The following is a 23,210-nucleotide window of genomic DNA, read 5'->3' on the forward strand; positions in this document are numbered from 1 at the left end:
TCAAAAAGCGGCTCTACTCTAACGTATCCAATCAAGTGGTTTTAATGGCGTCCCATTATGTCGAATAGCAAAGAACAGACTGGTGTCTGAGCGTCCTCCAGAACTTCCAGCGGTTGCAATCACATCACTTGTTTTGACCCACTCACCTACTTCTTTTAAAAGACTTTGATTATAACCATACAATGACATATAGCCGCCGCCATGATCTAAAATTAATAAGAAACCAAAGCCCCGTAGCCATTCAGCAAAAATGACCCGTCCATGGTATACCGCCTTCACCCCCTCTCCTTCTGAGGCTCGAAGACTCACGCCACCTAAATTCACTTTTCCAGTTTCAGCAATCACACGGATTTTTGCTAATGGGGGAAATAATTCCCCCTTCAATTCAGCGAAATTTATATCCGCATCGAGTAGGTCGATATCCGCTAGCGCTTCTTCTAATTTTTTCAGAAGTTCTTTTAACTGGTTTTCATCTTGCTTTAGTCGCTCAGATTTTTTATTCCCTTGCTGTAAGTCGGCATTAATTTGAGCCAATAAGCGTTTACGTTTTACACCTTCCTTTTCGAGTCTTTTTCTCTCTTCTTGTAACTCAACTTCGTTTCTCGCTAATTGAGCTCTCTGACTACGAATACTTCTCTCTACTAGGTCTAATTCATTCACTTCTGTCGAAAACCCATTAATTAGAGACTGTCTAGCATTCGAGAAATAGCGATTGTAATAAACTAGCCTCATAGACTCTTCAGGTGTTGAGCCATTAAGTAAAAGCTTAATGCTTTTCTGTTCACCTGAACGATAAACCGCCCTTAATTGGGCGGCTATTTGTTCATTTTGTTTTTGAATACTTAGTTTCAATTCCTGCTGCTGCCGCTGTAACGTGCCGAGCTGTTGATCCCCTTTTTTCAAATCCAATTGAATTTTATTGATTTTTTCAATGAGCTCTTGAATTGATTTCTCTTGGTTTTCAAGAGATTTTTCAACATTACTTTTTTGAGATTTTACGTCATCAAGCCAGACTCGAAGCTTCTTCATTTCTTTTTGAAGAAGCTCAATCTGTTGTTGGGCTTCTTCAGGTGACGTCGGCTCAGCTGCATGCAATGGAGTCATAGACAAGGCCAACAACATAACCAAAGCGACACAAAAGGCTAAATTTTCTTTATTACAGTAATGTTGAAAAAAAGCATTAAACATAACGATCCTAAGAACGAGTTAACAAGCTAACACCAGACATTTCTATGGGTTTTTCCATTCCCATCATATCAAGTAGTGTGGGAGCTATATCACAAAGCGCACCACTTTTTATCCCCCAGCCAGCATCGACAGAGTATAAAACTAATGGAACAGGTTCTAAGGTATGAGATGTTAATGGTTGAGTTCCATCATCGCTTAGCATCTGCTCAACATTACCATGGTCTGCTGTAATCAAACATTGACCGCCGGTTTCTTCAAGAGCCTTAATAATACGACCTAAACACAGGTCAACCGCTTCAACCGCTTTAACCGCCGCCTCAAACACACCACTATGGCCAACCATATCTCCATTGGCAAAATTACAAATAATGGTATCGTATTTACCCGCAAGGATCACTTCTACCAATTTATCCGTTACTTCTGGCGCACTCATTTCAGGCTGCAAATCGTATGTTGCCACATTTGGTGAAGGGATTAACTCACGCTCTTCACCGTCAAACACAGCTTCTTCACCGCCATTAAAGAAGAAGGTAACATGGGCATACTTTTCTGTTTCTGCAATCCTTAATTGTTTTTTACCCGTTTTCGAAAGTACTTCACCCAAAGTATTACTCAAGGCCACAGGTGGAAAAGCAACATGAGCATCAATATCAGACGCAAATTCCGTAAAGGTAACAAAGTCCGCGAGTGCAGGACGCGATTTACGAACAAATCCAGCGAAGTTATCTTCAGTAAAAGCACGGGTTAATTGACGAGCACGATCTGGACGGAAATTAGCAAAAATAACAACGTCGCCATCCTGCATTGGTGCCGGTTCCCCAATCACGGTGGCTTTAACGAATTCATCATTTTCATCACGCGCATAAGCCTGTGAAATGGCCTCTTCCGCTGTAGCCGCACTAAATTGACCTTGACCTAATGCAATCGCATCATAGGCCGTTTCCACACGTTCCCAACGATTATCACGATCCATTGCATAATAACGCCCTGTTAATGTCGCTATTCTACCGCTTCCAATGGCCTGCAGCTTATTGTTTAAACTGGTAATGGGGTCATTAGCTGATCGTGGTGGTGTATCTCGGCCATCAGAAAAACCGTGGACATAAATAGATTTTGCTCCACGTGAAGCGGCCATTTCACACATCGCGATAATTTGTTCATGATGACTGTGAACCCCACCGCCAGATAATAAACCTAAAATATGGACGGCTTTGTTCCCTGCCACCGCTTTATCGACAGCGGCTACCAGAGCTGGATTTTCATTAAAACTCCCGTCTTCTATCGCTTTACCAATACGTGTAAAGTTTTGATACACCGTACGACCAGCGCCAAGGTTCATATGACCAACTTCAGAATTCCCCATCTGGCCTTCTGGTAAGCCCACCGCCATTCCGGATGTTTCAATCAAACTGTGTGGACGAGTTGACCAAAGTGCATCCCAGTTTGGTGTGTTTGCTGCAGCAATAGCATTTGATTTAGATGTTTCGCTGTAACCCCAACCATCTAGAATAAAGAGTGCGGTGGTTTTCTTGCTCATTATATTCCTACCCGTAATGTGATTTTTGAAAAACTTTTTTGATCTTATCACAGCATTGTAATTTTGTTACAAAATGGACAATATAGCTTTCATAAATATGTAAATTAACCGTCAAAGTTTTGCAGAATCCAATCTCGAAACACGACGACTTGCTCTAAATCCGCTTTATCGGCTGGGTAAGAGAGAAAATATTCATTGGTTGTTGTCATACTATCGCCAAACGCAGTAATTAACGCACCAGACGCAAGTTCTTTCTGAATCATGATAGTAGGAATCAGTGCAACACCCATTCCCAGCTTAGTCGCTTCTAGCAACATTTGAAAGTGGTCGAAACTGGCGCCTGAATACACATCGTGTTCAATCTCTTGATACGACATCCAATCCGGCCAAGCATTAATCCTAGATGAGAGATGTAAGAGGGGATATGACATGATGTCTTTAATATTAGCACTATTAGAGACCGTGTTTGTTAACAATGAAGGAGAACAAACTGCAATCACCTCTTCACTTAATAAATGATGCGATACGGCTCTCGGCCAATGGTCACCACCATAATGCAGAATGATGTCAACATCGTTAAAATCCACCGTTGTTTCACCTAACGCTTTAATATTCAACTGAAATTGTGGGTGTTGCTGTTGAAAAGGCACCAATCGAGGAATCAGCCAATGAGATGCAAAGGTAGGTAACGATGCTATAGTTAACGTCGTTTTTTCATCTTCTCTATGGAGCATTTTTAGACAAGCATTCTCCATTCCATCCAAGAAGGGCAATATTTCTTTATAATAAGCCGTCCCTGCCCCCGTCAGCACTAAACGTTTATTCAGTCGGATAAAAAGATCTCGAGACAAAAACTCCTCTAGGTTTCGAATCTGTCTACTCACGGCACTTTGAGTTAAATGCAACTCTTGTGCAGCACGAGTAAAACTCAAATGCCTAACGGAAGCTTCAAAACACTTTAAGGACATGGAGGAAGGAAGGTAACGCCTCATATTGACAACCTATGATTAAAAAGTATGACAATCATAAATCACTTATTTACATGATCAAGGGATAATGAGCAATTTTTTTGCATGACAACATGCATTATTACCCTTTGTGAAAAAAAACCATCCACCGTACAGTATTCATCATCAAATAGTCACAATACGTACAAGCTAGTACAGTGTGACAATACTGTTTTTATAGACAACACAGACTCTACATAGGAACCAAATTTATGAATGCTAATGACTTTTTTCAGTCTCTTTGGAAGAGCTACATTGAAATCACACCACAAGCAGACAGCGTCCAAAAACTATTTCAAGGTGCTGGAGAAGAGATCATTAATGATCATGTCGCTTTTAGAACATTCGCCAATTCCCCTATTGCGCTGGAAAAATTAGAGCCCATTTTGACACAATTGGGATATAAGGCTTATGGCGCATTTCGTTTTGAAAACAAGCATCTAGTGGCTCGCTGTTATAAGCATTCAGACACAAACTTACCAAAAATCTTTTTGAGTGAATTGCTAACCCATGAATTATCAGAGGCTGCGCAACAAATTTTAGATGGCATTATTGCTCAAATACCAGCGGATGCGGTGCAATCTCCTGCTGTATTTTGGGGTGGCCCATTATGGAGCAAGCCAACACTCGCCGAATACCAGACTCTGTCTCAAGAAAGCGAATATGCGGCCTGGTTATCCACTATTGGCTTAAAAGCAAATCACTTCACCGTCAGCATCAATCACTTGAAAGGGTTCGACGATATTGCTTCAGTTAATCAGCTATTATTAGACAAGGGTTACACACTCAATACAGTCGGTGGCTTAGTAAAAGGAACGCCTGAAGTCTTTTTAGAGCAGTCTTCTACTATGGCCGATAAAATTGAGTTTACTTTCGCTGATGGAGAAACTCAGACTATTCCAAGCTGCTTCTATGAATTTGCTATTCGACATAAGCAAGCCGATGGCACCTTATTTGATAGCTTTATAGAAGGTAATGCCGATAAGATTTTTGACTCTACAAATCAGAACTAACGCATTACCTTAAGGAGGGTCGTAAGGTTAAGTTTACTCTGCCTTGCGACCTTACTTCACCATTAAACCAATGGATGCTGGTCATAAAAGCACTTTCATTAATCCATTCCGTCACTGTTAGTACCGCCTGCTCTTCAATAAATAATTCCCCCGTCTCGCTCCAGACTAGCGGCAATGACATAGACTGATTCGATGAATTCATTAACTCCCATGTCTTTTCTTCTCCTTTTACTATAGACAAACGCTTACGCTCATCTAAAGCAAGCCACATTTCGCCATTTAATGTTATCGAGATTAATTCCAGTTCTAAAGTTTTTGACGGAACCGTGCCTTGATAACGCTGCTGAACTCTCTCATTTACGGCCAGTATCTTTGCCCTAGCCAATTGAATTTTTAACTCTAGATCTTCTTTGATTTTGTCTAGCGTAGAGGAATTTCCTGAAGTGAGAGGTAAAGTCGCATCCACAAAGATAATTTCCCCTGTTCTTAACCAAATAGCATCCGCTAATTGACCAAGTTGAATCTGTAATTGGCTGCGTGTCATTTCTTTTTGGGTTGTCTGGGACTCTAGACTTGGGTGCTGTAGGCTATTACCTGCACACCCTATACCTAATAAAGACAACAAACAGATTACTGTCACGCCAAATTTTTTCATTTATCTCCTCAAATCTACAGAATATTTATTGTTACAAAGATGCTTATTAAAAAGTAAAATAGAATAGTTTTTCAAGCGGATGTACGGTAAAGCCTAGCCGTGTATAATGCCATCAGTTTTTTTACAGGTTAAGATAGTTATGATGAATCAATTAATTGAATTTGCAACAACTCACTGGACTCTTGTAGCCATATTCATGGTTACCGCTCTGGCCGTATTTTGGTTTGAAAGCAAAGGTAACGCTGCCGCCCTATCACCCGCCGCGGCAACAACATTAATCAATAATGAAGATGCCGTTGTGATTGATATTCGTCCTGCCACAGAGTTCCGCACTGGACACATTACCAACTCTATCAACATCCCAGCGTCCACGATTAAAGATCAAATAGACACCCTTGAGAAGCATAAAAACACCCCCATCATTTTAGTATGTAAATCTGGTTTAACTTCTGGAGCAAGCGCAAGTGAACTTCAAAAATCAGGGTTTAAAGTCTTTAAACTTCAAGGCGGTATAACTGAGTGGCAATCTGCCAGTTTGCCACTTGTTAAGAAGTAATTTGAGGATCGCATGGCTAATATAACAATTTATTCAAGTGACTACTGCCCATATTGTTCGCGAGCGAAGCAGCTATTGAGCATGAAAGACGCAGCATTTAATGAAATTAAAGTTGATGGTAATAATAAGCTTCGTCAAGAAATGATGGCGAAAAGTGGACAGCGCACCGTTCCACAGATTTGGATAGGCGACACTCATGTTGGCGGCTGTGACGACTTATTTGCATTAGAAAGAGCAAGTAAGCTAGACGCATTGCTAGCCAAATAATTTAAACAATAACACTAGAGACTAAGGAACCAACATGGCAGAGAACACAGAAGCAACAGCAGCAACTGAAGAAGCAGCGGCTCCACAACTTGCTTTACAACGTATTTTTTTGAAAGATATTTCTTTTGAGTCCCCTCGTTCACCAATGGTATTTCAAGAAGAATGGAAGCCAGAGATTGGTCTAGAGTTAAATACAAAAAGCCGCCAAGTTGGCGATGCGCTATATGAAGTCGTATTAGAAATCACTGTCACTGTAAAAAATGCATCTGAAACTGCATTTTTAATACAGGTTCAACAAGGTGGTTTGTTTAATATTTCAGGTCTAGATGAAAGACAGCTTCATCATGCACTTGGTGCATTCTGCCCTGGAACAATTTTCCCTTACGCTCGTGAAAACATTGATGCATTGTGTGTTAAAGGTAGCTTCCCTGCGTTAATGTTAGCACCAATTAACTTCGATGCACTTTATCTAGAAAGCCTACAAAATCAACAAGCTCAAGCAACTGAGCAATAAGTTTTTTGTGGCACTTAGGCTAACCCTAATGATAAAGTAAAAAGAGGCTCTCGAGCCTCTTTTTTATTATTAGTACTTACCCACCAGGTTAAAATACCTTGAATACACCTGTGAAGGATTAACCGTAATGGCCAAAAAGAGAAAGCCTTGTCCAAATTGCTTACGAATTCGCTGGCTATTATTGTATCTAGGCTGCGCAGGACTGTTAGCGGCTCTGTTTATCAATGAATTCTTAAATAAAGGATTCTAATGTGCCGGTACTGATTCTTTTTATCGCACTTCTTATTCAAGGTTGCTCCACTTACTCTCAAAGCATAGACAAAGGGCTTGCTTTTGCCCAAGAAGGCCGCTGGGAAGAGGCTGAAGAGATAATAGCAGGCGCATTAGAATCACCTGAAGACAAGTTACTCAACTTGTTAGAACGTGGAGCGTTAGCTCAATACCAAGGAAGCCATCAGCGTAGTAATCAACTATTAGAAGAAGCAGAGAAACTAAGCGATACTTTTTTCAAGCAAGGATTTGTTGATAGGTCATGGGCTCTACTCTCTAACCCAAGGCAAGGGCTTTACCGAGGAGACAGTATTGAACGAGTTTATATTAGCTACTTTAAATCTCTCAACTATTTAGCATTAGCTGACGACGCCGATAATCAAAACGAACGTACTCAATTAATAGATGCTGCCTTAGTAGAAAGTCGACGCATTGATTTAAAGCTTAATGAAATTAATTTGCAAACACCCAGCTATGCCGATATCAAAAATGAGAATAAATCGTTTATAGAAAAATCCCTCAACCTATTCTCAAGCCTATATACCGGCCAATTAGATAAAGATAAATACGCCTATCGTGATGATGCTTGGGCACGGTATTTAGAAGGTCTTTTATACGAAAAAGCCAATGAATATGATAATGCTCGAATTGCCTATCAAGCGGCGGCAACCTTGTATGAAGAAGGCTATGCAACACAGTATGGTTTATCAAACATTACCGCTGAAAGAGCTTGGTTAGATACCATTAGGATGATGCAACGATCGGGAGGCTGGTCATCTGAATACCCTCAATTAATTGAGAGTAAGTTGTCTAAAGAGGCGCAGCAAATACTCTTAGATTACGCTCAACAAGACAGTGAGATCGTACTGTTAGAACATCAAGGCTTTTTACCTGAAAAACAAGAAATGAGCGTGCTCTTATATGGTGATCCAAACAGCTACTCCTTAATACTGGAACCTTTCTATGGCGGGCATACGTCCCAACAAAACGACGCATTAAATTGGTTCACTATGGTATACGCCGATATCAACCCTTTAAGTATGATAGCGAATTATAAGGCAGGCAAAGCCAGTGCGGCCATAGGTGGTTTTTTCACTAAGCGCATTATATTAGGATCAAAAGCGTGGAGAGAGCTCTCTAGATTGCATTTCGATGAAGCTCTATTTTCTTCACCATTAAGAGTCACCATTCCCTATTATAACCGGTTTACCCTAGACTCAAATGAAACAAAACTATCAATAGATCAGATTACTCGTCACGAAGATAACACCACTGAAACGAGTACGGCATTAATAAAAACGAGTATTCGAATGTCATCTCTGGCCGATATCGCATTACAAGATCAGCTAAACCAATCACAGAGAGACATATATGAAGGGTTATTAAGAGAAATGCTGCGTTCATGGATCGCCTACCAAATCAAATCATCGATTAAAGATGAAGGAACCCGTCAACTTTTTGATTTACTCGGCAAGGTTGCTGTCTTCGCGTCATCAGCCGCTGAAACAAGAAATTGGCTCACTTTACCCGCTCAAGTTAGATTGATGCGTCAGCCAGTAAGTAGCGGTCTTTACAATTTTCACTATTCGGTTAATCAACAACATTTTTCTTTAAATCAGGTTAAACTTGATAATACGATGAAAGTTTGGAATATCCGCAATCCGAATTAAAACACTTATCCGTCTATGCTCTAAATATGATTTATTTAATGAGGACTTAAAATGAATATCAAACAATATAAATTGGTCTTAATTGCCTGTCTTAGCTTTCTAGTCATCGCCTGCAGCTCTGGCAGTGTAAAACGCATTGACCTCGATAAAGAAGTGGCGCTTTCTGATAAGTGGAACGATATAGACTCAAAGCTGGTTGCAGAAGAAATGATGGGGGATATGCTCACCTTCCCTTGGTTCAGAGATTTCCAATTCAAACAATCGGGAAACCCCACTGTTATTATTCAAACCATACGCAACAAAAGTCATGACCACATTCCTGTTGATACTTTTATAAACGACATTAAACGTAGCTTATTGCGCAATGGCAATGTTGATTTTGTCGTTTCTGGCGCAGAAAGAGAAGACATTCGAACAGAAAGGGAAGATCAAGAATTAAACTCAGCGGCAGGCACCAATGCGAAATTCGGTCTTGAACAGGGGGCAGGCTTCTCCTTATCTGGTACGATCAATTCGATTGTTGACTCAAACGGAGACCAAAGAGTTAGCTTCTATCAAGTGGACTTAAAATTAGTCAACATGACAACCAATAAAGAAGTTTGGAATGGCCAAAAGAAAATAAAAAAGTTAGCTGACAAAGGTTTTTTCTAATATGAATTGGTTAAAGGTAGCTACACAGCCGTTTATTAAAACCGTTTTATTGTCATTCACTGTCCTTATTGTCGCCTGCTCATCTCCGCAGAAGAATCTTGAGCCGCCACTCCCTAGTTGGGTAGCGCAACCGCCAATAGATGACATTTATATATATGGTGTTGGAAGTGCATTAATCACTGACGATATGGCTTCTACCTTTGACCTCGCTATTAAACAAGCTAAGTTAGACATTGCTAATCAATTAAGAGTGACCGTACAGGGTATAAACGCTCAACACACCCAAGTCAATCGCCTAGACACTCAACAAGAACAAGTCATGCAAACTTTGTCACAATTGATCCGCGTTGAAACGAGCCCTATCACACTAGAATCTACAGAAACAGAGCAACGCTTTTTACACACGAAATATGCCTATGTTCTACAAAAACTAGATAGGCAACATATAATTAGTCAGTTGAAACGTACTATTTCTAAAATTGACAACGACATCCAAGATATTGATGACGCAATGGAATACGAGCAGGCATTAACGGATCAGTGGGATACTTTATTACCAGCCTTGTCACTCTTAACTGAGAGGCGTAAATTAAATGACACTTTAAGCTTATATTCTAGAGGGCGAACGGTAGAACTGCCTCCTTATGCCTTTAAAGTACAAGCAAAAACCGCACAGCTCATTCGAGCCTTGCGCATTGCTATCGATGAAAAAGGATTCAACAATGAATTAAGTTTAGCGGTGAGCAGTGCGCTAAGCAAAAAAGGACTTACGCCAACCATAGTTAATTATGCTGACAACCATCTTTCATTATTTCTTACGCCCCATTATGAATATAAAACGCAGCAACAACGACATTACGCGTTTGTGACCACGAGTGCGAGTTTGAGAAAATACGATCAAACGCCCCTAGCTTCATGGTCAGCTTCCGCCAGAGGAATATCCAGTAGCAAGGAGCAAGCCGTAATCATAGCGAATCAACAATTGGCCAATAGTTTAGCTGACAGCATTTTTCTTTGGTTAACTAATACACAGTAGTAGAAAGCCATTTTAAATATTTTGCGGTGGTGTAGATAGTTGCATAGCCGCTCTGCAATAATTTCCGTTATTAAGATCGCTTTATTGATTATGCAAGCCTCTACTGTCATATAAATGTCATATTATGGCATTACCATCATTGCTAATATTTTTTAACCTTGATGGTGTAGCACATAAATATATGGAGACATTAAAAGATAATGCAGAGTTTGGTCTGATTATAGAACAACAAAATATCACTCCAGTATTTCAACCTATTTTCGATTTAACCAATGGCAATTTATATGGGCATGAAGCATTAACAAGAGGCCCAGAAGACAGCCAATTTTTTTACCCTAGTACACTTTTTACTAAGGCGATAGAACTAGATAAACTGCATGAACTTGAACTGCTTTGCCGTCGAAAATCTATCCAAACTTTTTCTGAACTTAGCTTACCTGGAAAATTATTCCTGAACGTTAGTGCGTCACTATTACGCTCCTCAGAACACCAGAGCGGTATGACCTTAGCATTCCTACAAGACAGAAATATGTCACAAACAGACATAGTAATAGAGCTTTCAGAACAACATCCTTATGATAATGAAGGCGTTACCTTAGAATCGGTCGAACATTATAGGAAGATGGGATTTCAGGTTGCCATAGACGATTTAGGCGTGGGTTATTCGGGATTAAAACTGTGGTCAGATCTTCAACCTGAAATAGTTAAGATTGATCAATACTTTATTCGAGATATTCATAACAATAAGGTAAAACAAGAATTTGTTCGGTCGATTGTTGCTATTGGGAATCGGCTCGATTGCCAAATAATAGCTGAAGGAATTGAAACCAAGAAAGAACTGAATCAATTACTAAAACTGGGAGTTACGATTGGTCAAGGGTATTTACTAGGGCGTCCAACCAAAACACCTCTCACTTTTTTTAATAGTGAATTGAAAGACAATTTTCTTCAACGGAAAGCAAAACTTGATCATAAAGAAACCATTAAATCATTAGCCAACCCAGTTCCCTTCTTGAAGGACTGCGACTTACTAAAAGAAGCTGGCAAACTTTTTAAAAGTCATCCAAACCTCATGGCCATTCCAGTATTAAAAGATAAACGACCGCTTGGAATAATTAAACGAGATCAGTTACATGAACTTTTTTCCACTCCATATGGACGCGCTTTATATGAGAACAAGCAAACAATCCAACTATTAAGTAGTGATGTTTTGATTGTCGAGAGCTACATCAAGTTGTCCAATGTGTCGCAAAAAATCACCGCCCAAGACGCTAATACCATGAACAATGACATTATTGTAGTGGACAACAATGAATTTATAGGTATGGCAAATGTTAGAGACTTATTAAAGCAAATTACGGAATTAAAGATACAAAATGCGACCTATTCAAACCCTCTAACTTTCCTTCCTGGAAATGTACTTATCACTCAAGAAATTACTCAAAGGTTAACGGATCAAACCCACTTTCAAGTCGCCTATTTTGACTTGAATGATTTTAAGCCATTCAATGATTACTTTGGTTATGCAACAGGAGATGAAGCCATCAAGGTTGTCGGCAATCTAATAAAAAAACACATTAGAGGCAGCAATGATTTTATCGGCCATATTGGTGGAGATGACTTTGTGGTTATTTTTGAAAGTCTAGATTACGCCAAGACATGCATGGCTATTTTAAATGAGTTTGCCTATTCGGTAAGAGCATTTTACGACAAAAGCTCAAAGCACGCAGGAGGAATTTGGAGTAAAAACCGACAAGATATACCGACATTTTATCATTTCTTAAGTCTTTCCGTCGGTGTAATCAATCCCATAATACAGGGTTGTAATAACCATCTAGAAGTAGCGGAGTTGGCCGCCAACGCAAAAAAAGAGGCGAAAAAAACCAGTCAAAACACATTATTCTTAGCGATGACAAAAGAAGTATTTCATGTCGATGACTTGACACAAGCGATATAACATTATCTATCTCTTTGTGAAAATCGATTCTCTAGCTCACTCACTGGAACAGGATACCCCAGAAAGTAACCTTGAAATAAGTCACAGCCACACTGTTTCAATAAATCGAGCTGGGCTTGAGTTTCAACACCTTCGGCTATTACTTCTAATCCCAAGCTGCTTCCCATGGCGGCTATAGCGAACGCTAATGAACTGTCTTCATCATGGCTAGATAAGCCTCGCACAAAGGATTGATCTATTTTTAATTGATCAAATGGTAACTTCTGCAAATACGATAGAGAAGAGTAACCCGTTCCAAAATCATCTAATGAGAACTGTATCCCTAATTGTTTTAACTCCCCCATTTTATGGGCAATAATTTCTTTGTCAGCAACTAACATACTTTCAGTCAGTTCAATCTGCAACTGTTTAGGCGGAACATCAATTTCTCTTAATATGGCTTCTACAGACGTAACAAAATCATCCTGAGAAAATTGTAATGCGCTCACATTAACGGATATGGTGGCATGCTGAAGATTAGATGAAGTTTGCCATTTTTTAAGCTGTAAACAAGCTGTTCTAATCACCCAATCACCGATAGAAATAATCAATTTAGACTCTTCGGCTAATGGGATAAATTGCATGGGAGAAATAAGCCCTTGTGTAGGATGAAACCACCGAATTAAAGCCTCCACTCCTTGAATATTACCTAGACGATCAAATTGTGGCTGATAGTATAATTCAAATTCATCGTTTGTAATTGCATCCCTTAAGGCCAGTTCCAAATTCATTTTACTTAATAGCTTCTCTTGCATGCGTACTGAGTAGTAACAAATCTGACTTCTGCCTGCGGCTTTTGCCTCATACATCGCCAGCTCAGCATTTTTGAACACATCAGCCGCCGTATGCGTGATGTGATCAATTTCAGCAAAACCAATACTAGAAGAAACATCAAAACTTTCTTCATTAAGAGTAATCGGTGAACTTAAAGCAGATTGAATCTTATGAATTATATTCTCTTCATGCTTTGCTTGTATTTTTTCAAGATTGCTAGGCGTAAGTACAACGATAAACTCATCTCCACCAAAACGAGCGACCATACTACGATCTTCCATACATTCGCTTAGCCGAACCGCCACTTGCTGTAAGAAAAGATCACCTATAGGGTGTCCCTTAGTATCATTGATATTTTTAAAGTTATCTAAGTCAATAAACAAAATGGCGCCAAAGAGTTGAGATTTATGCGCTTTAGGGGCATTAGTTGACGGAGTTTTTCTCTTTGTAAGAATTTCCTCAACATGCTCCAAGACCATTTTTCTATTTGGCAAGCAAGTTAAAGAGTCATAAAAACTCAGTTGATTTATCGTCCGTTCATTCTGTTTCACTGATGTAATATCTTTCGCTATCGCAACATAATTCACGGCATCTCCATTAGTATCATATACAGCAGAAATACTTAGTAACTCAGGATAGACGGCACCATCTTTTTTCGACTCCATATCTCCCCTTCCCAATAGCCATGCATGCGCAGCTGGGAGTGCAAACTTTGATAAAACGTCTCTTTATGATGGTTAGAATTCAGAATATCAGTACTTTTTCCTAAAACCTCACTTTCACTGTAGCCAGTTAACAATTCAAACGCTTTATTAACTCTTAATATATTTTTATAAATATCCGTAATAATCATGGCATCTTGAGACTCAAATGCCGTTGCAGCAATACGCAATTCTAATTCAGACTCTTTTCTTACGGTAATGTCTCTTGGTAAAACAACGTAGCGAGAACCATAAACCCCCTCCTCTTTATTTGAATAGGTAACCGATAATTCAAACCAACGAATACGATCATCATTAATAAAAGAAAAGATTTTACCAATAGAATGTCCTCGTGCCCTAGCCTCTATAAAAGCCTCATTAAGACATTGCGTCACTTCTAATGGGAGTAAATCATGGATATTCCGCCCAATTACCTTATCCACTGAGAAACCACAGAAATCAAAATTCGGTGTGTGACTATACAAAATCACACCATCATCATCTAATTCAAATAACATGTCTGGAATAGCATGCAGCAATGATTTTAATCGATTATGTGTATGTACAACCTCCCGAGTTCTCTCTTCGACTATCGTCTCTAACTGACTTTTGATTAGAAATATGTGCCATAGAAGCCCACCTAACCCAGCAAACAGTAGAGAGAGAATGACAGCTACACCGATATTTAACACAAGTGTTGATTTGGACAACCAACCCTTTTTCGGAGATAGCTTTAAAATCCAATTACCATTAGGAATTTCTATGTTTATTTCTACCCAGTGTTGCTCTTCCATTAGGTGGTTAGTGGAAGTGGCAATGAAAGAGTTAATGTCATTGTCATTCACTCTTTCCAACCGATAATGGTAACCCTGCTTTGCTAAATCAGGTAGATTCACCTCTTTTAAAAAATTTTCCAGCCTCACCACCACATTAGTAAAGCCCCAAAATACCTGTTTATTTTCTTCTTCTATCCACACAGGCCAACGCCCAATTAATGCCTTACCTCCTTGCACTAAATGGATAGGACCCGCTAGTGTTAGCTTTTGAGACTGTTTCGCTAAGAGAGCCATTTCTTTCTGATCGGGATCACTGAGCTGATTCAATCCAATCGAGTCTTCATTTCCTGCTAAAGGATAGACCCATTTAATTACGCCTCCAGGGGAAAGAGAAAAGTGTGAAGCGAGAGGGTATTGTTTTTTTAATTCACTTGAATACGACTCAAAAAGCGATACATTGCCATTAGAAAAACGTATCAAGGAAGCTAATGCATGGTTAGCCGACATGTTATGGGAAATAGTCGTACTAATAAGAGCTGACTGACTTTCACCTGAGGCATAAGCCGCAGCCCTATTTGATTCATATTCAAGCTGGATAAGATAGGAAACAAAAATGTAAGACACACCAAAACAACAGATTAATAAACCTAAAAAAAACTTTATCGGTGATAAACGTGCAATGTGTAACATAGATACCCGCATTGATAATTAAAACATGAATACACGAATTGAAAGCACCTTCCACGACTAGCAAACGGAAAGCTAAAAATAACATTGTGTAGTATTGATTTATTCCCTTTTCTAAAAATACGAACCATAAAAAATGCCATCATTTACAGTGTAGCAAATATTCAATCATTGCTTACATATAACATAAATTAATATCAATTAATCTTACTCATTTAGGAAAAAACGCGGCTCAATAACGTACGTACATCAGGCGTAATTTTTTCAGGGTTAGGATATAGCACGCTATCAATAAAGAGGTAGTGACTGGTAAAGCACAATACGGCGTAGTGAGCCGAATCCATTCGAGGAGCTTGATTTGTTTTAAGCTTGTCTAACTTTTTAAACAAGATGGCCTCAAAGTCCGAAAAGAGTGTCAGAGACTCCGCCTCCATTTTCACTTTTTCCCCTAACATAATTCGATACAGGCTCAAGCGAGTATCACAATGGCTCCATGTTTCCCATATTTCAATCCACGCATCCAGGAAGTGTTCATGATGACTTTCTAGATTTTGCATAGCGGACTCTGAAGCCGTAATAACCTGCTTCATAACTTCTACCCACAAAATTTGCTTAGAGGCAAAATTACTATACACCGTCGGCTTAGAAACCCCAGATAAAACAACAACTTGATCGATACTAGTACCTTGATATCCATTCTTTTGGAAAATAGATTTTGCACATTCGGCAATTTCCAATTTTTTACTTGGTCGTCCACGAGCCATATCAGGGTCCTATTCAGCATAATAAAAGAATTTGTATTTTTTCATAAACACTCTTGACCTACCAGTAAATAAGCATTAATTTATTAACTAAACGGTATGGTTAATAAATTAATATATGAGGTTACCAAAATGAAGAGCGAACAGGGCTACTATGGACAATACGGCGGTAGTTACATTCCTGAAATTCTTTACACCAGCCAGCAGCAAATAGTAAAGGCATTTGAAGAAGCAAAAAACGATCCATTATTTATGCAGGAATTACATAAACAATGGGAGCAGTTCTCAGGCCGACCAACACCGCTGACTCATTGCGAAAATCTCAGCGCGCATTTTGGTGGCGCTCAAATTTACCTTAAAAGAGAAGACCTGAATCACAGTGGCGCTCACAAGATGAATAACGTCATTGGTCAAGGACTGCTTGTAAAACGTATGGGGAAAACCCGTGTCATCGCTGAAACAGGTGCAGGACAACACGGTATTGCCACCGCGCTTGTGGCCGCTAGATTAGGTTTAGAGTGCACCATTTATATGGGAGCAAAAGACATCGCACGACAATACCCCAATGTCTTTTGGATGAAGCAATTAGGCGCAACGGTTGTCTCAGTTACCACAGGTTCTCAGACCCTTAAAGACGCTCTTGACGAAGCCCTACGTGATTGGTCTGGTAGTCATGAGAACAGCCACTACTTAATTGGTACTGCGTGTGGCTGCGCTCCCTTTCCTGAGATGGTGGCCTATTTTCAATCTGTTATCGGAGATGAGGTCAAAACACAAAGCCAAGCCCAATTTAATACGCTACCCGATAAGTTATATGCCTGTGTCGGTGGGGGCTCAAACGCCATCGGTTTATTTAATGCTTTTTTGGAAGACAATACTGTCGAGATGATTGGTGTTGAAGCCGCAGGTAAAGGACAAGAAATTGGAGAGCATTCCATTAGGCTTTCTCACAATCTGGGTTCTAAAGCGATAGCCCAAGGCTTTTCCAGTATCTTTCTACAAAACGAATCAGGACAACTACAAGATACTCACTCTATTGCTGCAGGGTTAGATTACGTGGGTGTCTCCCCTATTATTGCGCATTTAGCAGAGGTAAACAGAGTCCGTATGACCTATGCATCTGATAAAGAAGTACTGGAAGCCTGTTCATTACTATTAAGAAACGAAGGCATCATTCCAGCATTAGAATCCTCCCATGCTCTTGCAGCGGCATTTAGAGAGGCGCCAAAACTCTCGAGTCAGCAACATATCGTCGTCAATTTATCGGGGCGCGGTGATAAGGACATTTTCAATGTCGCTAAAGCCTTTCAAGACGAGGAGTTTGTGCCTTTTATTCAAGAGTATGCGAACACATTTAGTAATAATGACGATCAAGCAGACGACCTAAACAACGAAGGAGGAGTAATATGAGTCAACTTCAGCAATTTATCACCACCCGAAAACAGCAATTATCATTAGAGAATCAAACCCCGCTATCTATGACTCATGTTATTTATGGCTACCCATCGGTAGAAGAAAGCCTCACATGGATGAAAACATTATTAGATTTGGGAGTCGATTTATTGGAAGTTCAATTCCCATTTTCTGACCCCGTTGCGGATGGACCAACGATTGTAAATGCTTGTCATAAAGCATTAACCGAAGACCTAAAAATCAAAGATTGTTTATTGCATCTTAAAACCTTAGCTCAAGCATACCCTAACAGTAAAATAGTGTTTATGAGCTATCTAAACCCTATATTTAAGTTTGGTATGACAACCTTTATTGAACAAGCCTCTCTATCTGGAATTAGTGGTATCATCATTCCAGACTTAGCCATTGAAAATGCTCAAGAGTACCAACAAGCCTGCGATGTTTTTAAAATAGACCCGATTTGGTTAGTTACCCCAATCACACCTAAGGAACGTTTAAAAAGCATTGCTCAACGCTCATCCGGCCTTTTATATTGTGTGAGCCGTTCAGGAGTAACTGGAGGCAACCGTACACGAGATATTCAATCATACTCATACATAAATGACGTCAAATGCTATACGCAAACGCCGTTAGCAATCGGTTTTGGTATTCGTTCAAGAAAACAAGTAGAAGAGATTATGCATCATGCTGACATTGCCATTATCGGCTCCGCGTTATTAGATAGATACGATAATCAAGGCGCCACAGCCGCTGCTCTGTTTGTCAAAGAACTATTTCCGCATCTCCATCATAGTTAATCAAGTGCGGTTCTTTTGACTGTCGTTAGTAAGATAAACATCAGTAATTAGAACCGTTTTATTCTAAAAAACGTCTGTCCATTTCTTCAGCGGATCGCTTTTTCATTTGGGCTTTATGTTTATACATATTTTGATCTGCTTTAATAATTAAACGATCAAGAGACAAATAAGGACCAGAGGCCGTTTCGGCAATGCCTGCTGCAAACTCAACCTTCCTAGGGAGTTTCAGAGTAACGACCTCTTTTGCAAAACATTTTCTTACTCGGCTAACATACATCTCAGCACCTTGTTTTGATGTTCCACTTAATGCAACTAAAAATTCGTCGCCTCCTCTACGGCAAACGATATCAGATTCTCTTAATTCATTTGCAAGCACTTTAGCAAACAAAATCAACAAATCATCACCTAAATCATGGCCGTATTGGTCATTGATATCTTTAAAATGATTTAGATCTAAAAATAGTAAACTCATAGACAATTGACGGCGTTCTAAATGCGCTCGCATTTTTTCAGCAAGCATCTCAAATTGGGTTCGATTTAATAGCCCTGTTAATACATCATGAGTTGCGGCAAACCTAAGTTTTTCTTCCAGTAACGTCTTTTCTATAGCAACACTACCTATATGTGCCGCCATAGTCAGTATTTCTAGCTCTTCATCTGTTGGCAAACTTTTTTCATTAGAATAAATAGCAAAAGAACCGAAAATATGCCCATCAGATAACTCAATAGGAACCGACCAACAGGCCTCCAAATTTGCGGCCTTCGTTATATCCCTAAACAAACGCCAATTGGGGTGTGTTTGTAAATCTTCAGCAATAACCGTTTGAGCCAGATAAACAGCGGCCCCACAACAACCAACAAATTCACCTATTTCAATCCCTTCTATGGCATCAACATAGGGTTTTGGTAAACGATTACTCACATAGCTATGGAGGGTTTTAGTGGATGGATTTAATTGCAGAACACTGGCAGTACGTCCAGGCTCCATCGACTCAACGATAGTCTGCAACTCACTAAAAACCGCCTTAGCATCCGCACCTAAAGCGATGCGAGAAAGTACTTTTTGACAGCGTCTAAAATAATCTAATAAGAATTTTTGGCTCGTCCCCATATCCAGCTGCCTCAGAACTTAAATACAAAATTTACTACTGTAAAAAATAAAGCCTACTCTAAAATATTAAGAAGCGCTAATAATAGCACTTCCTAATTTAGATATTAGTTAACTACTTATACCTGAAACAAGAAATTTCTAATTAAATCTTTCCCTCCTTCAGTCGCAAAAGACTCAGGGTGGAATTGAATCCCTTGAATTGGATAGTGTTTATGTCGCACTCCCATAATTTCGAACTGTCCACCTTTGACTATCCTCTCTCTATTCAAAAACTCTGATTGAGGCAAACTCCCTACGGCAGCGGTGACCTCCAATTCCTCAGGAAAACTCTCGCTTTCAGCAATCAATGAGTGGTATCGCATGATCTCTAACTGATCCGGAATTTCATGGAAAATACCCTTACCATCATGCTGAATGGGACTGGTTTTTCCATGCATAGGTAATGGCGCCTTCACAATCCGACCACCAAACACATGAACGATTCCTTGCATGCCTAAACACACTCCCATTAATGGAATTGTTTTCCCTAATTCCTTAATTACCTCAGCACATTTCCCAAAATACGACTCATCTTCAGGAGAACCAGGTCCAGGGGAGATGATAATTCTATCGGCGTCTTTCAGATCATTTAACTTAAAACCATCATTACGCTTAACAACGACTTGAAAATCCGTTAACTGGCCACGGTTTTTTGCACTAGTCAATATTTCACCGATATATTGATATAGGTTATAGGTAAAAGAATCATAGTTATCAATAATATACACTTTCATACTAGTAGCTGCCTTTAATCTAAATCAGATGGAATAAATTGGTCTAATACACGTTTAGTACCAGCAAATTTGCGTTGAATTTCTTCATATTCATCTTCTGCATTAGAATCAAAAACATTACCTCCGCATGTCTGTACATACGCTTTTTTACCATACGCAAACACCGTCCTAATTGGAATCGCAAAGGTACAATCCCCATTAAATGAAAAATGGCCGACTGCACCGCCGTAAGGGCCTCGACCTTCACCTTCTAAATTATCAATAATTTTCATGGCTTCAATTTTTGGTGCTCCGGTTAATGTTCCTGCCGGAAAGTTACTTGCTAAGCCAGAAAACATATCTTCATTTTCAGCCATGATTCCCACAATTTCACTAGAGATATGCTGAACATGACTAAAACGTTTAATGTCCATCAGACTACGCACTTTCACCGTCCCAAATTGCGCTACTCGACCAATATCATTACGATGTAAATCCACAATCATATTATGTTCAGCAATTTCCTTTGGATCATTTAACAACACTCGAGCCAGCTCTCGGTCTTCCTCTTCCGTTGCACCTCTTTTTGCCGTTCCGGCTAACGGAAAAGTTTCCATTTCGCCTTGTCTCAAACGGAATAACATTTCAGGGCTGGCTCCAATGACTTTCTGCTCACCAAATTTAATAAAATACATCTGAGGGGAAGGGTTAATTTGACGCATTTGTTCATAAATATTGATGCAGTCTCCATCGAGACTAAACCATTTTTTAAAGCCGACTTCCGTTTGGAAAATTTTGCCATCCACTATGTCTTGCTTAACCTTTGCCACTGCATCCGCATGATCTTGTTGACTCATGGATTCGCCTTTAGCCTTTACTACCAAAGGCCCATTTTCCGGAGTAGTCTCATTCAACATAGACTCAATCAATGGCATTCTATTACTGCTTTGATCACCGTAATAAAAATAAAAAATAACCCCCGTCATCTTGTCTAAAATCAAACCATCCGTGTAAAGCCCAAATTTAAACGCCTCAAACATGTCACTTGTATGCAGTTTCAAACTCGGTTCAAAATAATTCATGGCATCATAGCCAATATAACCCGTTAAACCACCAGAGTATTTACGAGATAAAATATTCTGAGGAACAATGTCTCGTAATAAATAGTATGGGTTATCAGAAAGGTAAGTATTTACTTCTCCGTTATAGTCCTGAATATGTAGTTCATTGCCCTCTGCCCACAGAGTTTTTTCAGGATCAAATCCAATGATGGAATAGCGAGAGATAAAACTTTCCTCTCCTAAGGACTCCAACATAAAACAGGTATCAAAACGCTTTTCTATTTTTTTAAATAATTCAAAAAAATCACAGCCCTCAGATACAGTGACATAATGAGGCTTTCTCGGTAACTTAAATGGTTCTGGTTTAACGGACATTATTTTTCTTCCAATTCTTTTAAGGCTCTTGAGCCACGGGTGACGGTGGCAATTCCCACTCCAAGCTGCTTCGCTATTTCTCTCTGAGAAACTCCCTCTTTTAAGAGAGCAAAAATCTGTAAGCGCTTACCCATTTCATTTACTTCGTTAGGTGTAAGCAAGCCCCGTAAAAGCTTTTGCATGGCTTGCTCATCTTTTGCGGCCAGAAAATATTTCGCTAATTCTTGCATGTTATCACTTCAACTATGTATTCACGTACTAGTACAATACAGAAAAATATCCCTCCCTGCAAATGGATTCTCATGACACACTAAATGGTAGTAAAAATGAGTTGATACGCAAAAAAAACGCGTCATTCTGAATATCAAAATGACGCGCGTATAGAGCCAACGAGCTTCCATTAAAAAGTGCTATAAGAAACTTTCACCATAATCCAGCTTGGCAAGATTAAACAACACAGCAATACTTTGACCAATATCTGCAAAGCTTGTACGTGTACCAATACTGCCTCCCGCTAAATCAGGGCCAAAGCAAATAACAGGAACATGTTCACGTGTATGTTCAGTTCCTTTCCATGTCGGATCACATCCATGATCCGCTGTGATAAAGACTCTATCACCAGGCTTTAAAAGAGCATCTAATTCAGGCAAACGAGCATCGAACTCTTCCAAGGCTTTCGCATAACCAGAGACATCACGACGATGACCATAATTTTGGTCAAAATCGACAAAATTAGGAAAAATCACACTGTCATCACTCGACTCTTGGACCGCTTTCAAAGTCGCATCAAATAAGGCCATGTTTCCGTTTGCTTTGATTTTATGGGTAATTCCAGAGTGCGCATAAATATCCGCTATTTTACCAATGCTAATCACCTTTCCACCGGCTTCTTCAACTAAGTTCAATACGGTTTTGGACGGTGGTGGTATGGCTAAATCTTTACGATTGCCTGTTCTAGCAAATGTCGCAGGCGTTTCCCCATCAAAAGGTCTAGCAATAACCCTCGCGATATTCATGTCCATTTCATCTAATAAATCTCGGGCAATGTGACTTAATTCAATGAGTTTATCTAAGCCAAAATACGTTTCATGTGCCGCAATTTGTAAGACACTGTCTGCTGACGTATAGATGATAGGAAAACCGGTTTCAATATGTTCAACACCTAAGCGAGCAATAACCTCCGTACCTGAAGCATGTGTTTCACCTAATACGCCTTTAAGATTTGCCCGCTTTAGTAGCTCATCGATAAAATTTTTAGGGAAGCAGTGCGAGGTATCTGGAAAATAATCCCAATCAAATAGAACCGGCACACCCGCTAACTCCCAATGACCACTCGGCGTATCTTTACCTGAGGACAATTCCTGTGCATAACCATACAAAGCGTCCACAGTTACTGAATCATCAAAGCCTGCTGGGAGTTGTCCACAGCTCATTTTCGCTAACATCCCCAGCCCTTTTTTCTCTAAATTTGGGAGCTTTAAAGGACCTTCTCGACCCACATTAGCTTTTTCTTCCATACAAGCTCGCGCAATACTACCCAATGTATTTGAACCAAGGTCACCAAATTTATCCGCATCATGTGCGGCACCAACTCCAAAGGAGTCCATCATTAATATTATGGCTCTAGACAAAACTCGCCCCT

At 39.7% G+C, this 23,210-nt stretch carries 22 protein-coding genes; 10 read left to right on the forward strand and 12 right to left on the reverse strand.

The annotated features are described in order from the left end of the window. Positions 1-18 precede the first annotated feature (18 nt). The 3 genes from O1D97_RS18925 to O1D97_RS18935 form a co-directional block, all read right to left on the reverse strand. A complete protein-coding gene (locus O1D97_RS18925; protein WP_269127767.1) occupies positions 19-1,188 on the reverse strand; it encodes a murein hydrolase activator EnvC family protein in 1,170 nt (389 codons plus the stop codon). Between the two features lie 7 nt (positions 1,189-1,195). Continuing rightward, on the reverse strand, positions 1,196-2,725 hold the full coding sequence (gpmI, locus tag O1D97_RS18930) for a 2,3-bisphosphoglycerate-independent phosphoglycerate mutase (protein WP_269127768.1): 1,530 nt from the start codon (positions 2,723-2,725) through the stop codon (positions 1,196-1,198). 104 nt (positions 2,726-2,829) lie between these two features. Beyond that, the gene (locus tag O1D97_RS18935; protein ID WP_269127769.1) at positions 2,830-3,717 is read right to left on the reverse strand and encodes a LysR substrate-binding domain-containing protein; all 888 of its coding nucleotides are present in this window, start codon (positions 3,715-3,717) and stop codon (positions 2,830-2,832) included. Between the two features lie 227 nt (positions 3,718-3,944). On the opposite strand from O1D97_RS18935, the gene O1D97_RS18940 reads away from it, so the two are divergent. Further along, positions 3,945-4,745 (forward strand): DUF1338 domain-containing protein, encoded by an 801-nt coding sequence (locus O1D97_RS18940; RefSeq protein ID WP_269127771.1) that lies wholly within the window; start codon positions 3,945-3,947, stop codon positions 4,743-4,745. A 4-nt stretch (positions 4,746-4,749) separates the two neighbouring features. Here the strand turns inward: O1D97_RS18940 and O1D97_RS18945 are convergent, their stop codons facing one another. Continuing rightward, positions 4,750-5,400 (reverse strand): hypothetical protein, encoded by a 651-nt coding sequence (locus O1D97_RS18945; RefSeq protein ID WP_269127772.1) that lies wholly within the window; start codon positions 5,398-5,400, stop codon positions 4,750-4,752. Positions 5,401-5,539: 139 nt separating this feature from the next. Between O1D97_RS18945 and O1D97_RS18950 the strand changes: the two genes are divergently transcribed. From O1D97_RS18950 to O1D97_RS18980, 7 genes are all read left to right on the forward strand, one after another. After that, the gene (locus O1D97_RS18950; protein WP_269127773.1) at positions 5,540-5,956 is read left to right on the forward strand and encodes a rhodanese-like domain-containing protein; all 417 of its coding nucleotides are present in this window, start codon (positions 5,540-5,542) and stop codon (positions 5,954-5,956) included. Between the two features lie 12 nt (positions 5,957-5,968). After that, positions 5,969-6,223, forward strand: a complete 255-nt coding sequence (gene grxC, locus O1D97_RS18955) for a glutaredoxin 3 (protein ID WP_269127774.1) — start codon at positions 5,969-5,971, stop codon at positions 6,221-6,223. Between the two features lie 34 nt (positions 6,224-6,257). Beyond that, a complete protein-coding gene (gene secB, locus O1D97_RS18960; protein WP_269127775.1) occupies positions 6,258-6,737 on the forward strand; it encodes a protein-export chaperone SecB in 480 nt (159 codons plus the stop codon). Between the two features lie 251 nt (positions 6,738-6,988). Further along, positions 6,989-8,677, forward strand: a complete 1,689-nt coding sequence (locus O1D97_RS18965) for a COG3014 family protein (protein ID WP_269127776.1) — start codon at positions 6,989-6,991, stop codon at positions 8,675-8,677. A gap of 51 nt (positions 8,678-8,728) precedes the next feature. Beyond that, the gene (locus O1D97_RS18970; RefSeq protein ID WP_269127777.1) at positions 8,729-9,328 is read left to right on the forward strand and encodes a penicillin-binding protein activator LpoB; all 600 of its coding nucleotides are present in this window, start codon (positions 8,729-8,731) and stop codon (positions 9,326-9,328) included. A gap of 1 nt (position 9,329) precedes the next feature. Next, positions 9,330-10,364 (forward strand): LPP20 family lipoprotein, encoded by a 1,035-nt coding sequence (locus O1D97_RS18975; RefSeq protein ID WP_269127778.1) that lies wholly within the window; start codon positions 9,330-9,332, stop codon positions 10,362-10,364. 181 nt (positions 10,365-10,545) lie between these two features. Then, complete coding sequence (locus O1D97_RS18980) at positions 10,546-12,321, forward strand: GGDEF domain-containing protein (protein WP_269127780.1); 1,776 nt, start codon at positions 10,546-10,548, stop codon at positions 12,319-12,321. Positions 12,322-12,323: 2 nt separating this feature from the next. Here the strand turns inward: O1D97_RS18980 and O1D97_RS18985 are convergent, their stop codons facing one another. From O1D97_RS18985 to O1D97_RS18995, 3 genes are all read right to left on the reverse strand, one after another. Beyond that, a complete protein-coding gene (locus tag O1D97_RS18985; RefSeq protein WP_269127781.1) occupies positions 12,324-13,799 on the reverse strand; it encodes a GGDEF domain-containing protein in 1,476 nt (491 codons plus the stop codon). After that, positions 13,757-15,301: a PAS domain S-box protein gene (locus O1D97_RS18990; protein WP_269127782.1), complete on the reverse strand. Its 1,545-nt coding sequence runs from the start codon at positions 15,299-15,301 to the stop codon at positions 13,757-13,759. The genes O1D97_RS18985 and O1D97_RS18990 overlap by 43 nt, the downstream gene beginning before the upstream one ends. Positions 15,302-15,513: 212 nt before the next feature. Continuing rightward, entirely contained in the window at positions 15,514-16,062 is a 549-nt protein-coding gene (locus tag O1D97_RS18995; protein ID WP_269127784.1) for a TetR/AcrR family transcriptional regulator, read from the reverse strand. 129 nt (positions 16,063-16,191) lie between these two features. On the opposite strand from O1D97_RS18995, the gene trpB reads away from it, so the two are divergent. Together trpB and trpA are read left to right on the forward strand one after the other, a co-directional pair. Continuing rightward, positions 16,192-17,469, forward strand: a complete 1,278-nt coding sequence (gene trpB / locus O1D97_RS19000) for a tryptophan synthase subunit beta (RefSeq protein ID WP_269127785.1) — start codon at positions 16,192-16,194, stop codon at positions 17,467-17,469. Next, positions 17,466-18,269, forward strand: coding sequence for a tryptophan synthase subunit alpha (trpA, locus tag O1D97_RS19005; RefSeq protein WP_269127786.1), 804 nt, complete (start codon positions 17,466-17,468; stop codon positions 18,267-18,269). The genes trpB and trpA overlap by 4 nt, the downstream gene beginning before the upstream one ends. A gap of 58 nt (positions 18,270-18,327) precedes the next feature. Here trpA and O1D97_RS19010 read toward each other — a convergent pair whose 3' ends face one another. The 5 genes from O1D97_RS19010 to O1D97_RS19030 all read right to left on the reverse strand — a co-directional run bounded on the left by O1D97_RS19010 (position 18,328) and on the right by O1D97_RS19030 (position 23,199). After that, complete coding sequence (locus O1D97_RS19010; RefSeq protein WP_269127787.1) at positions 18,328-19,380, reverse strand: GGDEF domain-containing protein; 1,053 nt, start codon at positions 19,378-19,380, stop codon at positions 18,328-18,330. A gap of 116 nt (positions 19,381-19,496) precedes the next feature. Beyond that, positions 19,497-20,153, reverse strand: coding sequence for an anthranilate synthase component II (locus O1D97_RS19015; RefSeq protein WP_269127788.1), 657 nt, complete (start codon positions 20,151-20,153; stop codon positions 19,497-19,499). Positions 20,154-20,167: 14 nt separating this feature from the next. Then, a complete protein-coding gene (locus tag O1D97_RS19020) occupies positions 20,168-21,568 on the reverse strand; it encodes an anthranilate synthase component I family protein (protein ID WP_269127789.1) in 1,401 nt (466 codons plus the stop codon). Further along, the gene (locus O1D97_RS19025; protein ID WP_269127790.1) at positions 21,568-21,798 is read right to left on the reverse strand and encodes a Trp family transcriptional regulator; all 231 of its coding nucleotides are present in this window, start codon (positions 21,796-21,798) and stop codon (positions 21,568-21,570) included. Before O1D97_RS19025 ends, O1D97_RS19020 begins: the two co-directional genes overlap by 1 nt. A gap of 180 nt (positions 21,799-21,978) precedes the next feature. Continuing rightward, positions 21,979-23,199, reverse strand: coding sequence for a phosphopentomutase (locus O1D97_RS19030; protein WP_269127791.1), 1,221 nt, complete (start codon positions 23,197-23,199; stop codon positions 21,979-21,981). Between the last annotated feature and the right edge of the window lie 11 nt (positions 23,200-23,210).

The sequence above is a fragment of the Marinomonas phaeophyticola genome, from assembly GCF_026966905.1.
GTDB lineage: Bacteria > Pseudomonadota > Gammaproteobacteria > Pseudomonadales > Marinomonadaceae > Marinomonas > Marinomonas phaeophyticola.

What these genes read in the sequence shown, in the direction of transcription:
- O1D97_RS18925 (WP_269127767.1), bottom strand. Translation starts at nt 1,188, where the DNA reads ATGTTTAATGCTTTTTTTCAACATTACTGTAATAAAGAAAATTTAGCC.
- gpmI (WP_269127768.1), bottom strand. Translation starts at nt 2,725, where the DNA reads ATGAGCAAGAAAACCACCGCACTCTTTATTCTAGATGGTTGGGGTTAC.
- O1D97_RS18935 (WP_269127769.1), bottom strand. Translation starts at nt 3,717, where the DNA reads ATGAGGCGTTACCTTCCTTCCTCCATGTCCTTAAAGTGTTTTGAAGCT.
- O1D97_RS18940 (WP_269127771.1), top strand. Translation starts at nt 3,945, where the DNA reads ATGAATGCTAATGACTTTTTTCAGTCTCTTTGGAAGAGCTACATTGAA.
- O1D97_RS18945 (WP_269127772.1), bottom strand. Translation starts at nt 5,400, where the DNA reads ATGAAAAAATTTGGCGTGACAGTAATCTGTTTGTTGTCTTTATTAGGT.
- O1D97_RS18950 (WP_269127773.1), top strand. Translation starts at nt 5,540, where the DNA reads ATGATGAATCAATTAATTGAATTTGCAACAACTCACTGGACTCTTGTA.
- grxC (WP_269127774.1), top strand. Translation starts at nt 5,969, where the DNA reads ATGGCTAATATAACAATTTATTCAAGTGACTACTGCCCATATTGTTCG.
- secB (WP_269127775.1), top strand. Translation starts at nt 6,258, where the DNA reads ATGGCAGAGAACACAGAAGCAACAGCAGCAACTGAAGAAGCAGCGGCT.
- O1D97_RS18970 (WP_269127777.1), top strand. Translation starts at nt 8,729, where the DNA reads ATGAATATCAAACAATATAAATTGGTCTTAATTGCCTGTCTTAGCTTT.
- O1D97_RS18975 (WP_269127778.1), top strand. Translation starts at nt 9,330, where the DNA reads ATGAATTGGTTAAAGGTAGCTACACAGCCGTTTATTAAAACCGTTTTA.
- O1D97_RS18980 (WP_269127780.1), top strand. Translation starts at nt 10,546, where the DNA reads ATGGAGACATTAAAAGATAATGCAGAGTTTGGTCTGATTATAGAACAA.
- O1D97_RS18985 (WP_269127781.1), bottom strand. Translation starts at nt 13,799, where the DNA reads ATGGAGTCGAAAAAAGATGGTGCCGTCTATCCTGAGTTACTAAGTATT.
- O1D97_RS18990 (WP_269127782.1), bottom strand. Translation starts at nt 15,301, where the DNA reads ATGTTACACATTGCACGTTTATCACCGATAAAGTTTTTTTTAGGTTTA.
- O1D97_RS18995 (WP_269127784.1), bottom strand. Translation starts at nt 16,062, where the DNA reads ATGGCTCGTGGACGACCAAGTAAAAAATTGGAAATTGCCGAATGTGCA.
- trpB (WP_269127785.1), top strand. Translation starts at nt 16,192, where the DNA reads ATGAAGAGCGAACAGGGCTACTATGGACAATACGGCGGTAGTTACATT.
- trpA (WP_269127786.1), top strand. Translation starts at nt 17,466, where the DNA reads ATGAGTCAACTTCAGCAATTTATCACCACCCGAAAACAGCAATTATCA.
- O1D97_RS19010 (WP_269127787.1), bottom strand. Translation starts at nt 19,380, where the DNA reads ATGGGGACGAGCCAAAAATTCTTATTAGATTATTTTAGACGCTGTCAA.
- O1D97_RS19015 (WP_269127788.1), bottom strand. Translation starts at nt 20,153, where the DNA reads ATGAAAGTGTATATTATTGATAACTATGATTCTTTTACCTATAACCTA.
- O1D97_RS19020 (WP_269127789.1), bottom strand. Translation starts at nt 21,568, where the DNA reads ATGTCCGTTAAACCAGAACCATTTAAGTTACCGAGAAAGCCTCATTAT.
- O1D97_RS19025 (WP_269127790.1), bottom strand. Translation starts at nt 21,798, where the DNA reads ATGCAAGAATTAGCGAAATATTTTCTGGCCGCAAAAGATGAGCAAGCC.